12 protein-coding genes are annotated in these 13,646 nt (G+C 72.0%); 4 read left to right on the top strand and 8 right to left on the bottom strand.

Annotated elements, in window-relative coordinates; genetic code table 11:
* Positions 1-25: 25 nt before the first annotated feature.
* Complete coding sequence (locus ACIBI4_RS11525) at positions 26-1,468, bottom strand: PLP-dependent aminotransferase family protein (protein ID WP_399203502.1); 1,443 nt, start codon at positions 1,466-1,468, stop codon at positions 26-28.
* Between ACIBI4_RS11525 and ACIBI4_RS11520 the strand changes: the two genes are divergently transcribed.
* Positions 1,467-2,429: a DMT family transporter gene (locus tag ACIBI4_RS11520; protein WP_399203501.1), complete on the top strand. Its 963-nt coding sequence runs from the start codon at positions 1,467-1,469 to the stop codon at positions 2,427-2,429. The two genes, ACIBI4_RS11525 and ACIBI4_RS11520, sit on opposite strands and share 2 nt — an antisense overlap.
* A gap of 110 nt (positions 2,430-2,539) precedes the next feature.
* Entirely contained in the window at positions 2,540-2,731 is a 192-nt protein-coding gene (locus ACIBI4_RS11515; protein ID WP_399203500.1) for a DUF1918 domain-containing protein, read from the top strand.
* 67 nt (positions 2,732-2,798) lie between these two features.
* Here the strand turns inward: ACIBI4_RS11515 and ACIBI4_RS11510 are convergent, their stop codons facing one another.
* Positions 2,799-4,010 (bottom strand): glycoside hydrolase family 10 protein, encoded by a 1,212-nt coding sequence (locus ACIBI4_RS11510; RefSeq protein ID WP_399203499.1) that lies wholly within the window; start codon positions 4,008-4,010, stop codon positions 2,799-2,801.
* A 185-nt stretch (positions 4,011-4,195) separates the two neighbouring features.
* On the opposite strand from ACIBI4_RS11510, the gene ACIBI4_RS11505 reads away from it, so the two are divergent.
* Positions 4,196-5,089 (top strand): 3-hydroxybutyryl-CoA dehydrogenase, encoded by an 894-nt coding sequence (locus ACIBI4_RS11505; RefSeq protein ID WP_399203498.1) that lies wholly within the window; start codon positions 4,196-4,198, stop codon positions 5,087-5,089.
* A gap of 59 nt (positions 5,090-5,148) precedes the next feature.
* Here the strand turns inward: ACIBI4_RS11505 and ACIBI4_RS11500 are convergent, their stop codons facing one another.
* On the bottom strand, positions 5,149-5,604 hold the full coding sequence (locus tag ACIBI4_RS11500) for a GNAT family N-acetyltransferase (RefSeq protein WP_399203497.1): 456 nt from the start codon (positions 5,602-5,604) through the stop codon (positions 5,149-5,151).
* Positions 5,605-5,938: 334 nt separating this feature from the next.
* On the opposite strand from ACIBI4_RS11500, the gene ACIBI4_RS11495 reads away from it, so the two are divergent.
* Positions 5,939-6,196: a hypothetical protein gene (locus ACIBI4_RS11495; protein WP_399203496.1), complete on the top strand. Its 258-nt coding sequence runs from the start codon at positions 5,939-5,941 to the stop codon at positions 6,194-6,196.
* Between the two features lie 2 nt (positions 6,197-6,198).
* Here ACIBI4_RS11495 and ACIBI4_RS11490 read toward each other — a convergent pair whose 3' ends face one another.
* The 5 genes from ACIBI4_RS11490 to pheS form a co-directional block, all read right to left on the bottom strand.
* On the bottom strand, positions 6,199-6,729 hold the full coding sequence (locus tag ACIBI4_RS11490) for an NUDIX hydrolase (protein ID WP_399203495.1): 531 nt from the start codon (positions 6,727-6,729) through the stop codon (positions 6,199-6,201).
* Positions 6,730-6,863: 134 nt separating this feature from the next.
* Positions 6,864-8,204: a transcriptional regulator gene (locus ACIBI4_RS11485; protein WP_399203494.1), complete on the bottom strand. Its 1,341-nt coding sequence runs from the start codon at positions 8,202-8,204 to the stop codon at positions 6,864-6,866.
* A gap of 425 nt (positions 8,205-8,629) precedes the next feature.
* Positions 8,630-9,721 carry a PP2C family protein-serine/threonine phosphatase gene (locus ACIBI4_RS11480; protein ID WP_399203493.1) on the bottom strand — a complete coding sequence of 364 codons (1,092 nt, stop codon included), beginning with the start codon at positions 9,719-9,721 and terminating at the stop codon, positions 8,630-8,632.
* 217 nt (positions 9,722-9,938) lie between these two features.
* Positions 9,939-12,467, bottom strand: a complete 2,529-nt coding sequence (pheT, locus tag ACIBI4_RS11475) for a phenylalanine--tRNA ligase subunit beta (RefSeq protein ID WP_399203492.1) — start codon at positions 12,465-12,467, stop codon at positions 9,939-9,941.
* Positions 12,467-13,606, bottom strand: a complete 1,140-nt coding sequence (pheS, locus tag ACIBI4_RS11470; protein ID WP_399203491.1) for a phenylalanine--tRNA ligase subunit alpha — start codon at positions 13,604-13,606, stop codon at positions 12,467-12,469. Before pheS ends, pheT begins: the two co-directional genes overlap by 1 nt.
* Between the last annotated feature and the right edge of the window lie 40 nt (positions 13,607-13,646).

Below are 13,646 nucleotides of genomic sequence, written 5' to 3'. Positions count from 1 at the left end.
GGCCAGCGGATAAGCCCCCGAGGGCTCAGGCCCCCAGGACCTCTTCCCACGCCGTACGCAGCCTCCGTACCCCTTCCGCGATCGCCGCCTCCCCCGCGAGCCCCGCGAAGCTCACCCGGATGTAACCGGCGGGCGGTTCGGCGCAGAAGTACGGGCGGCCCGGGGTGATCTGGACGCCCGCGCGCAGGGCCGCGGAGGCCAGGGCGGACTCGGCGCCGCCGCCCGTGCCGTCGGGCAGCCGCAGCCACAGGTGGTAGCCGCCGGACGGGATGTACGGCAGCGTCAGGGCGGGCAGTTCGCGCAGCAGCGCCGCGGCCATGTGGTCGCGGCGGGTCCGCAGTTCGTGGGCGACCGTGCGCAGATGACGGCCCCAGGCGGGCGCGCCGACCAGTTCGAGTGTGGCCTCCTGCAGCGGCCGTGGGACGAAGAAGTGATCGACGATCTGGATGGCGCGCAACCGTTCCAGGACCGGCCCGCGCGCCACGAGCGCGGCGACCCGCAGGGACGGTGAGGTCGCCTTCGTGAGCGAGCAGACGTGCACCACCACCCCGTCGGGATCCGAGGCGATCATCGGCGGAAGCAGCGGGCCGCTGTCGTCGTGGGCGAGCCGGCGCACGAAGTCGTCCTCGACGATGAAGGCGCCGAACTCCCGTGCCGTACGGACCACTTCGGGCCGACGGGCCGCGGAGAGCACCGCACCCGTCGGATTCTGGAAGAGCGGCTGGCAGATGAAGACCTTCGCGCCGGTGGCGCGGAACGCGTCGGCCAGCAGCTCGGGCCGCACCCCGTCCGTGTCGACCGGCACGGGGACGGGCCGCAGTCCGGCAGCGCGGGCGATGGCCAGCAGACCCGGGTAGGTGGGCGATTCGACGAGGACCGGGGTGCCGGGCGCGGCGAGCGCGCGCATCGCGGTGGTGAGCGCGGTCTGCCCGCCGGAGGTGATCAGCACGTCGGCGGCCGTGACGGCGCCGCCGCAGCCGCGGGCGAACCACTCGCGCAGTTCGGGAAGCCCGTCCATCGGCGGCCTCCCCCAGGCACCGGGCCGGCGGCCCGCGCGGCCGAGCGCGGCGGCGAGCGCCTGCTCGGGCTGGAGCGAGGGGTGGAGGTAGCCGCTGTTGAACTCGATGACCCCGGTGGGCGGTTGGGCCAGACAGGCCAGCACTCCGGAGGCGTCCACCGCGCGCGGTTCGGCCGCGGCCTGTGCGGTGAGGGTGACCTGCTGCCAGGAGGTGTCTCCCACCGGCGCGGTAGCGGTCCGCGTCTCCGCACGGAACGCGCCCGCGCCCGGCCGCGTCACCACGAGCCCCTCGGCGGCCAGCTGCGCCAGGGCGCGCGACACGGTCACCGGGCTCACGCGATAGCGCTCGACCAGCGCACGGCTCGACGGAAGCTTTCCACCCGGAGAGTAGCGATCCAGCTCGCTCCGCAGGCTGTCCGCCAAATCCCCCACACTGCTACGCTGTTGCATGACAGCACAGGATAGCGCTACTCGGCCGAGCACGATAGCGGTCACCGCCCCGCGGGACCGCACCCCGTCGGCCCCCGCCCCGCAGGACCGCACCGGCCGCGACACCACACGTACCGGCGTCCTCCTGGCGGCCGCGGGCGTCACCGCGTTCTCGCTCACCTTCCCCGCCACCGTCTGGGGCCTCGACGGGTTCGGCCCCTGGTCCCTGGTGACCGTGCGCATGGCGCTGGCGGGCCTGATCGCGGGCGGCTGTCTCCTCGCGCTGCGGATCAAGCCGCCCGCCCGTACGCACTGGGCCTCGCTGGCCGTCGTCGCGGGCGGTGTCGTGATCGGCTTCCCGCTGCTCACAACCCTCGCCCTGCAGACCTCCACGACCTCGCACGCCGCGGTCGTCGTCGGCCTGCTGCCGCTGACCACGGCCGCGCTGTCGGCGCTGCGCACAGGGGCGCGGCCCTCGCGCACCTTCTGGGCGGCGGCCTGCGCCGGGGCCGCCGCCGTGATCGCGTTCACCGTGCAGCAGAGCGGCGGCGCCCTCACCACCGCCGACCTCTACCTCTTCGGCGCCCTGCTCGTATGCGCCGCCGGATACACCGAAGGCGGGCGGCTCGCGAAGGTGATGCCGGGCTGGCAGGTGATCGGCTGGGCCCTGGTGGCCTGTCTGCCGCTCGCTCTCCCCGCGTCCGCCGTCGCGCTCGCGTACGAGCCGTGGGAGCTGACGGCCAAGGCCGTCGCCGGCCTGCTGTGGGTGGCGGCGGGCTCGCAGTTCGTGGGCCTTGTCGTCTGGTACCGCGGGATGGCCGCGATCGGCATCCCGAAGGCAAGCCAGCTCCAGCTCGCACAGCCCCTGCTCACCCTGGTCTGGTCGGTCTCGCTGCTCGGCGAGACGATGACCGTCGCGGCCCCGCTGACCGCCGTCGCCGTCCTCATCTGCATCGCGGTGACACAGCGGGCACGCGGGTAGGCGGCGGCCCCTCTGCCCAGGGTTCATACGGGGTGCCCACCTTCCGCGACCCGCCCTAGACTTGGCAGCACACAACCCCACTTGCCACCAGGTGGAGGAGGTCACCCCCGATGCGCGCAACTGTGGGCGACAAGCTGCTGGTGCACGGCCGGACCGTCGGGCAGCACGACCGCGTCGCCGAGGTCGTCGAAGTGCTCGGCCAGGACGGCGCGCCGCCGTTCCGGGTCCGCTTCGAGGACGGTCACGAGAGTCTGATGTCGCCGGGCCCGGATACGGTCGTACGCCACGAGGAACAGGGCTGAGCGGAACAGGGCTGGGCGGACGCTCCCGCCCGCCCAGCCCTCGACACGATCACGCGGCGCCGAGCGCTCAACGCCGCGTGTAGTGGTCCTCCACGACCCGCGTCACGGCACCGATCGGATCGGCCACCACCTCACGCGCGGCGAAGTACACATGCCCGCGCACCTGCTTGAAGCCGGCCGCGTACGTGAGGTGCCTGGACAGCTCGCCGGGGTCCTGCCACGGTGCGGGCTGTGCCGGATCGGCCACCTTGTAGAGGGCCTCGCCCAGATAGAGGTCCACGTCCGTGCCCTTGACGACATCGGCCCACCAGGGCACGAGCTTCGCGTAGTCGGCGGGGGCGAAGCCGATGTTCCAGTACAGCTGCGGCACGACGTAGTCGATCCAGTCGCGCTTGACCCACTTGCGGACGTCGGCATGCAGGTTGTCGTAGGTCTGCACACCGGCCGTGGTGTCCGAACCCAGCGGATCCGTCGCCTTGTTGCGCCACACGCCGAACGGGCTGATCCCGAACTGCACGCCCCTGCGCACCTTGGGGATCGCGTTCGCCATGCCCAGGACGAGCTGGTCCGTGTTGTCGCGCCGCCAGGCCGCACGGTCCGCGAAGGCGCCGCCGTAGCGCTCGAAGGCCGCGTCGTCGTCGAAGACCTGGCCCGCGACCGGATACGGGTAGAAGTAGTCGTCCCAGTGCACGGCGTCGATGGGGTACTTGCGGACGGCGTCCAGCATCGCCCGCATCACGAAGTCGCGGACCTCGGGCAGCCCCGGGTTGTAGTAGAGCTTCCCGCCGTACGTGACGAGCCAGTCGGGATGCTGCCGCGCCGGGTGACCGGGCGAGAGTCTGGTGGGGTCGGCGTGCGTAGCGACGCGGTAGGGGTTGAACCACGCGTGCAGTTCGAGCCCTCTGCGGTGCGCCTCCCGCACGGCGGTGCCCAGCGGGTCCCAGCCCGGGTCCTGACCCTGCACGCCGGTGAGGTACGACGACCACGGCTCGAAGTCGGAGGGCCACAGCGCGTCGGCGGTGGGCCGCACCTGGAAGATCACGGCGTTCAGCTTCCGGCGTACCGCCTCGTCGAGATACGCGATCAGCTCCGCGCGCTGGGTCTCGGCGGACAGTCCGGGCGCGGAGGGCCAGTCGCGATTGGTGACGGTGGCGATCCACATCCCGCGGAAGGCCGTATTACGGGGCCTGCGACGCTGCTCGGCGGCGACCGCATCCCCTGCGAGCCCTGCCCCGAAGAGTGCTGCGGCACCGGCCACCGTGAAACTCCTGCGAGTCATACGCAACGTACGCCACCCCTTGTATCGAATTGTCATGAATGTCCGGAAGTCCCGGACAGCACCTGTTGTCCCGTGGGACGTGCCACAGCATGCCGCCCCGGCCGCCCGCACACCAGTGAACGCGGAGTAACGTCGGCACATCGGGGCAGGCGCCGCAGATTCTTCGGGCTTCCTGTCCGACCCGGATGCACGAAAGGGACGATGTGACGGAGACCTCGTCAATCGCTGACATTGCACGCGTAGGAGTGGTGGGCTGCGGCCAGATGGGAGCGGGGATCGCAGAGGTCTGCGCCCGCGCCGGCCTGGAGGTCAAGGTCGCCGAGACCACCGGCGAGGCCCTGGAGATCGGCCGCACCCGGCTGCACAACTCCCTCGCGAAGGCCGCCGAGCGCGGCAAGATCAGCGAGGAGGAGCGGGACGCCACGCTGGCGCGTCTGACCTTCACCACGGACCTGGGCGAGTTCGCCGACCGTGACCTCGTGATCGAGGCCGTCGTGGAGAACGAGGCGGTGAAGACGGAGATCTTCCAGGTGCTCGACCAGGTCGTCACCCGTCCCGACGCGATCCTCGCCTCGAACACCTCCTCCATCCCGCTGGTGAAGCTCGCCGTCGCGACCTCGCGACCCGACCAGGTCATCGGCATCCACTTCTTCAACCCGGCGCCGGTGCAGCAGCTCGTCGAGCTGATCCCCGCGCTGACCACGTCCGAGGGCACGATCGCCCGGGCGCAGGTCGCGGTCGAGAAGGTGCTGGGCAAGCACGCGATCCGCGCGCAGGACCGCTCCGGCTTCGTGGTCAACGCGCTGCTCATCCCGTATCTGCTCTCCGCGATCCGGATGTTCGAGTCGGGCATCGCGAGCCGCGAGGACATCGACAACGGCATGGAGATGGGCTGCGCCCACCCGATGGGCCCGCTGAAGCTGGCGGACCTGATCGGTCTGGACACGGTGCACTCGGTCGCGGACTCGATGTACGCCGAGTACAAGGAGCCCCTGTACGCCGCTCCCCCGCTGCTCCAGCGGATGGTCGACGCGGGCCGCCTCGGCCGGAAGTCGGGCTCGGGGTTCTACACGTACTGAGTCGCACGGCGCGTACGCGAAGGGCCGCTGTCCGGTGGGACGGCGGCCCTTCGCGTCTGTCAGTCCGCCAGCCGCAGGTCGATCCACTCGACAATCGACCCCGGCAGCACATAGCGCTCGATCTCCGTGAAGCCCCGCCGCACGGCGAAGCGCAGTCCGTCCTCGTTGCTCGCGAGGACCACGGTCTCGACAGCCTCGGCGCCCAGCTCCCGGGCCTGCGCGAGAGCGCGCCGGTAGAGCTCCTCGCCGAACCCCTGCCGGCGGTGTCCCGGCAGCACCCGGGCGATCGCGGTGGCGGTACGGGAGCCCTCCTCGGGCGGCCGTACGGTACTGCAGCCCACCAGATCCCCGTCGAGATAGGCGACTTCGAGCCGGTGCCGCACGGAACGGTCGCGTGCGTCGGCCAGGGAGAGCGGGTGGGTGGGGATCACGGTGTTGTGGACACGGCGCCAGTCGGCGAGCGCGGCGTCGTCCACGGGCTTCTCGATCCGCAGGTTCGTACGCAGGTCTGACATGCCTGCACCCAATCCGGCGCACCGCGCGGCGTCAACCGGAAATTCCCTCGCCCGTCGCACGCACCCCCGTGGGCCCCGACTCCCCTGCCTCCCCTGCCGATTCGGCCACTCTCCGTATCCTTCCGGCCAGATTCCCGCCGCTGAGCCGGGCTCTGCGGGGCTCTTCGGATACCGGGCCCACAGCGTTCGCACCCGTGTGAACGCCGGGCCCGCATATGCCCCGCGCACACGCTCCCGCGCCCCTCACCTGGGCGCTTGACTGTCCGTGCGCAGAACAGGGATGGCTGCGCACGGACAACTTCCAGCCACGAACAGCCGAGGAGGGAGCGGACTCGTGACCCCCGACCCCGAGCATCCCGTGATCCAGGACGAACACGCAGAGTTGCGCCGGAACCTCGATGTGGGACTCGCCCGCATCGAGGGCCACTTGGCGCTGCTGACCCAGCGCGACGAACAGAGCACCAAGGAACTCGACGACCTCGCCACCCGTATCACCGCGCTCGAACACAGCCGCTGGCCACTGGCCGCCGTCGCCACGCTCGCCGCGGTCGGCGCCCTTGCGGTGGCCCTGTGGCAGGCGCTCGGGCGGTAGCGTCAGCCGAGCCGGAGGTGGTGCAGCATCAGCAGCGCGGCCGCCATGTTGGCGGCCGGCACCTCCCCGCGCGCCACCATGTCGGGCACGAGCTTGAGCGGCACCCACTCGCGCCGGGACGACTCGAAGTCGTCCACGGGATGGCCCGTGTACGTCCCTTCGTCCGCCCAGTAGATGTGGTGCCGGGCGTCGGTGAGACCGTTCGAGGGCTCGACGCTGAGCAGATGCTGGAGGGGACCGGGCCGCCACCCGGTCTCCTCCTCCAGTTCCCGCGCGGCCGCGACCGCGAGGTCCTCACCGTCCTCGACGACTCCCGCCGCCAGCTCCCACCCCCAGCTGTCGGTGATGAAGCGGTGCCGCCACAGCAGCAGGACCTCGTTGGCCTCGTTGACGACCGTGGCGACGGCCACCGGCCGCAACCGGATGAGGAAGTGATCGAGATGCCGCCCGTCGGGCAGCTCGACGTCCGCCAAGTTCACCTGGAACCAGCGGTTTTGGTACACAGTTTGCTCGCATAGTTTCGTCCACTGCACGGTTCTGCCACCTTCCGCCGAGATAGATGGCAATATCGCACGCGCGTCCGCAGCCGGCAGGCCCGGTCACGGCGGCGCACGGAGGCACGGCGCCGCACGGAACGGCGGCCGTACACGAGCAGGGCACCCACCCGTCACAGCGGCACGCGCAGGGCCCCGTCGATGAGCGCGGCAGCCTCCTCGGTACCGGAACAGCCGCTGCGGACAAGGTGCTCGCGCACCCCGCGCAGCCGGTCGCGCAGGCGCTGCGACTCCATTCCCCTGGCCTGCCGCGCCATTTCGACCGCCGTGGCCACGGCCGCCTCCGCCTCACCGCGCCGCAGCTCGATCTGGCTGAGCACGGCGAGCCGGTGCACGCGCCCCCGGTCATGGGCCGGGGTGTCCACGGCAGCGGCCGAGTGCATCCGCGCGGCCGTGAGATCGCCAAGACTCAGCAAGGCCTCGGCCACCTGCACGTTCACCAGACCCGGCTGGACATAGCCGGTCTCGGCGGGCTCATGGCCCGGATGGATCCGCTCGGCCGCCGACTCCGCCCGCCGGATGCAGAACAACGCGCTGCTGCCGTCGCCGAGATGGGCATACGCCTTCGCCTGCATCGCGTAGAGATCCGCGGCGAGCGCGGGTGTGATGTGCCGCCCCGCGGCCCGCAGCGCCGCCTCCGCGAACGCGACGGCCTGCCGGTACTCGCGGATGAACAGCGACTGGTTGACGAGCAGCGCTATCACATAGGCGCCGAGTCCCCTGTCCCCGCTGGCCTTGGCCAGCCGGAGCGCCTGGTGGAAGTAGCGCTGCGCGAGCCCGTGCGCGTCGGAGTCGTACGCGCAGATCCCGGCGATCGCCACCAACCCGCCGGTGGCGCGGTGCAGTTGGCGCCCGGTCGCGTCCGTGTAGCTGCCGCGCAGCAGCGGCGCGGCCTCCGCGTTGAGGAAGCCCACGATGCGGGCGCGCGTCGCGACGCCGCCGGTCTTGCGGTACATCTGCTCGTAGTGCGTACGGGCCGAACTGAGCATGGCCAGATCGGACTTGCTCACCTGATGCCGGCCGCCGCGTGAGACGTCCACGTCCTCCGGCGGGTTCTCCCACTCCCAGACGGGCATCACGGCCGGGGTCCCGGTCACCGCGGCGGCGCCGAGGATGTGCGGCCGCTGCTGCATGTCGGACCGCCATAAGGCGGTGGCCCGTTCCACGAACCCGGACAGGGATGTGGCGGCCGGCGAGGCCTGCTGCCCCGGCACGCCGAGCCCGATGTCGTCGAGTGTCACGGTCCGCTGCAGGCGGGCCGCGAGTACCTCGCAGATCACGTCGGGCACCTGGCCGCGCGGCCGCTGGCCCTTCAGCCAGCGGGCCACCGCGGTGTGTTCGTAGCGGAGTGCGAGACCCCGGGCCTTGCCCATCTGATTGACATGGGCGGCCAGGCCCGCATGGGAGATTCCGGCCTCGTCGAGAATCGCGTCGAGCAGGGTGTTGGGCTGCATCAGGCCCTCCGATGGCTCGGTGCCGCCCAGGGTAGTGGAGCGCGTTTCACACGGGGTGCGAAACAAGTGCCCACAGTGACGGGGCGTGCACTCTGCCGTACCTGTGCGGCGATTCGGTTGGATATATGCGTCCGGAACCCCTGGACCGGACCCGCCGGCCTCACCAGAGGCGGCCGGGCCGCCGGCTCCCCCTCGTAAGTGCGGCGGCCCTCACCGCGTCGCCTGCCTCGTACCGCCTGCCGGAACTCTCCGCGGCGAGGCAGGCGGCGCCGGCCGGCCGCTGGTGCGCGCGGCGCGCTTCGCTCCGGTTAGCCGCACCGGAGGACGAACGGGTGGCATGCCGTGGGCCGTCGGTGGCCCCGGCCGCCCGGGATCACCGGCACGGGTGGCAGCCCGTGGTCGTGCGCACGGGTGGCAGCCCGTGGTCAGGTGACCGTCCGCGCCCCGCGCACCACCGGCCCCCCGGGCTGCTGCGGCACCTTGCGCCGCTCGTTGCGCAGCACGAGCAGGGCCATGTCGTCGGCGAGCCGGCCGCCGGTGTGCCGTAACAGCGCGTCGCTCACGGTCTTGATGAGATCGCCGGGCGAACCGCGGTTCGCGGCGAGCACGGCGGCCAGCGGGAAGAACCGCCCCGCCGCGTCCCGTGCGTCCTCGACCCCGTCGGTGTGCAGCAGCAGCGTCTCGCCGGCGCGCAGCGGCCCGCAGTGCTGCACGGTCAGTTCGGCGGGGAGCGGGAACGGCCCGAGCGGCGGCAGCGGTTCGCCGTACGCGATGCGGTCGATCCGGGGTCCGAGGCGGTACGGCCAGGGGTGGCCGCAGTTGAGCGCGTGCACGGAGCCGTCGTGCCGGATCTCCAGGAGCAGGACGGTGACGAACTCCTCGGCGAGCGGCGATTCGGGTTCCGTGGAGCACGCGGAGGGGTGCTCGGCCCGGGCGCGCTCGCGCAGATGCCGCTGCATCGCCCGCTCCAACCGCCGCATCACGGCGCCGAGTTCGGCCTCGTCGTGCGCGGCCTCGCGGAAGCTGCCGAGCAGGGCGGCGACGGTGCCGATGGCGGCGAGGCCGTGACCGCGCACATCGCCCATGACGATCCGGACGCCGTGGTCGGTGGCGACGGCCTCGTACAGATCACCGCCGACGGACGCGGCCCGGTGGGCGCAGAGCTGCCCGGCGGCGAGGGCGAGCCCGTCGAGGCGCGGCGGCAGCGGCCGCAGCAGCACCCGCTGCGCGGCGCCCGCGACCTCGCGGATCTGGGCCAGCTCCTGCAGGAGTGCGCGCCGGACCCCGAATATGAGCCCGGTGCCGACCGCGAAGAACACAGCGCTGGTGGCGATCCGGGCCACGAGCCCGTCCTGCTGGGCGAGCGGGCAGGTCAGCTTGTAGAGGATGGCGACCCCGCCCCACAGGGTCGGCAGGGCGAAAGCGGTCAGGCGTCGTCGCAACCGGGTCGACCGCGCCGGAGGGATGCGATGTCCGAGGCGCGCTCCGGCAAGTGCCCTGGACCTGATACGGATCATCGCCGACGGCCTCCTAAGGCCCTTGTCCAGCCGGGGCCGGCCCCGAGAGGGGCGCGTCAGCCGGGTCACCTGGCGGGACGGCTTCGGCGTACGGCCGGATCGATTCTGTCCAGGGGCCGGCCCGGCCGGGCCGGGGAGTCCGTACTTCTCACCCGAATGAGTGAGGGGCGCACTTGATGTTCCAAGTGCGCCCCTCACCAGGGGTTTTACGCCACGGTCACGCGCCCCGCAGCACCGCGCCCGTCCGCTCGGCGGCCGCGGCCACCGCGGCGTCACGGGCGGCCGAGGCCTCGTCGACCGTCAGGGTGCGGTCGGCGGCGCGGAAGCGCAGCGCGTACGCCAGCGACTTCTTGCCCTCGCCGACCTGACCGCCGGTGTAGACGTCGAACAGCCGGATGTCCTCCAGGAGTTCACCGGCGCCCGAGCGCAGCGCGTGCTCGACCACGGCGGACGGCACCTCGCCGTCCACGACCAGGGCGACGTCCTGCGTGGCCACCGGGAAGGTGGAGATACGCGGCGCCTGGAGCGTGCCGTCGACGGCGCGCTCCACAGTGTCGAGGTCCAGCTCCATCGCGCAGGTGCGCGCCGGCAGACCGAACGCCTTGACCACACGCGGGTGCAGCTCACCGGCGTGACCGACCGGGGTCTTCACCCCGTCGATCACCACGGACAGCTCGGCGCACCGGCCCGGGTGCCAAGGACCGTACTGGCCCTGGTCGATGAGCAGGTCGACGCCGGCCTCGTGCGCGATGCTGCGCGCGGCCTCGATGGCGTCGGCCCAGTCGGCGGGACGGCCCTTGCCCCACCAGCCGGCCTGCTCACGGGCGCCCGCGAGGACGACCGCGGCGTGCCGCGGCTGCACGGGAAGCACGGAGTTGAGACCCGCGAGCTCCTCGTCGGTGGGACGGCGGTCCACCGGCAGACGGACCGCGGTGCCGCGGCCCTCCGCCGGGTGGAAGACCAGACCGGTCTCGAAGAGCGCCAGGTCGTGGCTGCCCCGGCCGTCGTTGCGGCGCAGCGCGTGGAGCAGGCCCGGCAGCAGCGTCGTACGGAGGGCGGGCTCCTCGTCGGAGAGCGGGTTGACCAGCTTGACGACACGGCGGGCCGGGTCGTCCTTCTCCAGCTGCAGCTGGTCGAAGACCGCCTCGCCGATGAAGGGGTAGCTGAGCGCCTCGACGAACCCGGCACCCGCGAGGGCGCGGCCGACGCGGCGGTGCAGCCGCTGGCGGTCGGTCAGACCCAGGCCCGCGGGGGGCTTGGGCAGCGTCGAGGGCAGGTTCTCGTAGCCCTCGAGCCGGATGACCTCCTCGGCCAGGTCGTTCGGGTCCGTGAGGTCGGGGCGCCAGGACGGCACGGTGACGACGAGCTCGTCCTGCCCGTACACGTCGCAGCCGACTTCTTGCAGCCGCCGTACGACGGTCTCGCGGCCGTAGTCGACGCCCGCCACCTTGTCCGGGTGGTTCGCCGGGATGGTGATGGTGTGCGGCGCGTTCGGCGCGATGACCTCGGTGACACCGGCCTCGGCGGTGCCGCCCGCGAGCAGCACCAGGAGGTCGACGGTCCGCTGGGCCGCGGCGGACGCGGCCTTCGGGTCGACCCCGCGCTCGAAGCGCTTGGACGCCTCGGAGGACAGCTTGTGGCGGCGCGCGGTGCGGGCGATGGAGAGCGCGTCGAAGTGCGCCGCCTCGATGACGACCTCGGTGGTGCCCTGGGCCAGGCCCGTCTCGGGGTCGACCTCGGTGTCGGCGATCTCGGTGTTGGCGCCGCCCATGACACCCGCGAGGCCGATGGGGCCGCGGTTGTCGGTGATCACCAGGTCGGCGGCGTCGAGCACGCGCTCCACACCGTCGAGGGTCGTGAACTTCTCGCCGGCCGCGGCACGGCGCACGCCGATCGGGCCGTCGATGGACGCCCGGTCGTACGCGTGCAGGGGCTGACCGAGCTCCAGCATCACGTAGTTGGTGACGTCGACCGCGAGCGAGATCGGGCGCATCCCGGCCTTCTGCAGACGGCGCTGCAGCCAGATCGGGGAGCGGGCCTCGGGCTGCAGACCCACGACCGTACGGGCCGTGAAGCGGTCGCAGCCGAGCGGGTCGGCGATCTGCACCGGGTGCCCGTACGCGTTCGGCGCGGGCACGTCGAGCAGCGCCGGGTCGCGCAGCGGCAGACCGTACGCGGTGGCGGCCTCGCGGGCCACACCGCGCATCGACAGGCAGTAGCCGCGGTCGGGCGTGACGGCGATGTCGAGGACCTCGTCGTACAGCTCGAGCAGCTTGGTGGCGTCGGTGCCGACCTCGTGCTCGGGCGGCAGGACGATGATGCCCTTGGTGCCGTCGTCGCCCATGTCCAGCTCGTCGCTGGAGCAGATCATGCCGCGCGACATCTTGCCGTACGTCTTGCGCTCGGCGATCCGGAAGTCACCGGGGAGCACGGCGCCGGGCAGGGCCACGACGACCTTGTCGCCGACGGCGAAGTTGCGCGCGCCGCAGACGATCTCCTGGGGCTCGCCGGTGCCGTTGGCCTGGCCGACGTCGACGGTGCAGAAGCGGATGGGCTTCTTGAACTCGGTCAGCTCCTCGATGGTGAGGACCCTGCCGACGACGAGCGGACCGGTGAGGCCCGCGCCCAGCTGCTCGACGGTCTCGACCTCCAGGCCGACCCCGATCAGCTTCTCCTGTACGTCACGGCCGGTGGCGTCGCCCGGCAGGTCGACGTACTCCCGCAGCCAAGAAAGCGGGACCCGCATCAGATCTCCATCCCGAACGGCCGGGTGAACCGGACGTCACCCTCGACCATGTCTCGCATGTCTTCGACGTTGTGGCGGAACATCAGCATCCGCTCGATGCCGAACCCGAAGGCGAACCCGCTGTACTTCTCGGGGTCCACACCGCAGGCGACGAGCACGCGCGGGTTGACCATGCCGCAGCCGCCGAGCTCGATCCAGCCCTCGCTGGAGCAGGTGCGGCAGGGCTTGTCGGGGTTGCCCACCGACTCGCCGCGGCACACGTAGCAGAGCATGTCCATCTCGGCGGACGGCTCGGTGAACGGGAAGTAGTTCGGGCGCAGCCGGGTCTTCATGTCCGAGCCGAAGAGCGCCTTGACCATGTGGTCGAGGGTGCCCTTGAGGTCCGACATGGTCAGGCCCTCGTCGATGGCGAGCAGCTCGATCTGGTGGAAGACCGGGGTGTGCGTGGCGTCCAGCTCGTCCGTGCGGTACACGCGGCCGGGGCACACGATGTAGACCGGCAGCTCACGGCTGAGCAGCGCGCGGGCCTGCACCGGCGAGGTGTGGGTGCGCAGCACGATGCCGGACTCGTCGTCGACGGTCGGCTTGCCGTCCTCGCGGGTGCCCTGGACGAAGAAGGTGTCCTGGGTCTGGCGCGCGGGGTGGTCGGGCACGAAGTTCAGGGCGTCGAAGTTGAACCACTCCGCCTCGACCTCGGGGCCCTCGGCGATCTCGTATCCCATGGACACGAAGACGTCCGCGACCCGCTCCATCATCGTGGTCAGCGGGTGCCGGGCGCCGGCCGGTACGCGGTCGTGGGGCAGCGTGACGTCCACGGCCTCCTCGACCAGGACGCGGGCGTCGCGCTCGGCCTCGAGCTCGGCCTGGCGGCCGGCGAGCGCCTTGCTGACCGCGCCGCGCGCCTGGCCGATGCGCTTTCCGGCCTCGGCCTTGGCCTGCGGGGGCAGCGCACCGATCTCGCGGTTGGCGAGCGCGAGCGGCGAGGTGCCGCCGGTGTGCGCGACCTTGGCCGCCTGGAGCGCGTCGAGGTCGCCGGCGGCCGCGAAGGCGGCGAGCGCCTCGTCCCGCATGCGCTCGATCTCTTCCGGTTTCAAGGCTTCGACCTCAACAGGGTCGTACGACTTATTCGGTGCCGACATCTCTTCCCGTGCTTCCGATTGGCTGACTGGTCTCTCCTGG

Source organism: Streptomyces sp. NPDC050418 (assembly GCF_044458745.1).
In the GTDB taxonomy this organism is placed as follows: Bacteria; Actinomycetota; Actinomycetes; order Streptomycetales; family Streptomycetaceae; genus Streptomyces.
Note: the sequence above shows the minus strand (reverse complement) of the source record. Positions and strands in the feature narration are given on the sequence as shown.

What these genes read in the sequence shown, in the direction of transcription:
- ACIBI4_RS11505 (WP_399203498.1), top strand. Translation starts at nt 4,196, where the DNA reads ATGCACGAAAGGGACGATGTGACGGAGACCTCGTCAATCGCTGACATT.
- ACIBI4_RS11485 (WP_399203494.1), bottom strand. Translation starts at nt 8,204, where the DNA reads ATGCAGCCCAACACCCTGCTCGACGCGATTCTCGACGAGGCCGGAATC.
- pheS (WP_399203491.1), bottom strand. Translation starts at nt 13,606, where the DNA reads ATGTCGGCACCGAATAAGTCGTACGACCCTGTTGAGGTCGAAGCCTTG.
- pheT (WP_399203492.1), bottom strand. Translation starts at nt 12,467, where the DNA reads ATGCGGGTCCCGCTTTCTTGGCTGCGGGAGTACGTCGACCTGCCGGGC.
- ACIBI4_RS11525 (WP_399203502.1), bottom strand. Translation starts at nt 1,468, where the DNA reads ATGCAACAGCGTAGCAGTGTGGGGGATTTGGCGGACAGCCTGCGGAGC.
- ACIBI4_RS11510 (WP_399203499.1), bottom strand. Translation starts at nt 4,010, where the DNA reads ATGACTCGCAGGAGTTTCACGGTGGCCGGTGCCGCAGCACTCTTCGGG.
- ACIBI4_RS11515 (WP_399203500.1), top strand. Translation starts at nt 2,540, where the DNA reads ATGCGCGCAACTGTGGGCGACAAGCTGCTGGTGCACGGCCGGACCGTC.
- ACIBI4_RS11520 (WP_399203501.1), top strand. Translation starts at nt 1,467, where the DNA reads ATGACAGCACAGGATAGCGCTACTCGGCCGAGCACGATAGCGGTCACC.
- ACIBI4_RS11480 (WP_399203493.1), bottom strand. Translation starts at nt 9,721, where the DNA reads ATGATCCGTATCAGGTCCAGGGCACTTGCCGGAGCGCGCCTCGGACAT.
- ACIBI4_RS11500 (WP_399203497.1), bottom strand. Translation starts at nt 5,604, where the DNA reads ATGTCAGACCTGCGTACGAACCTGCGGATCGAGAAGCCCGTGGACGAC.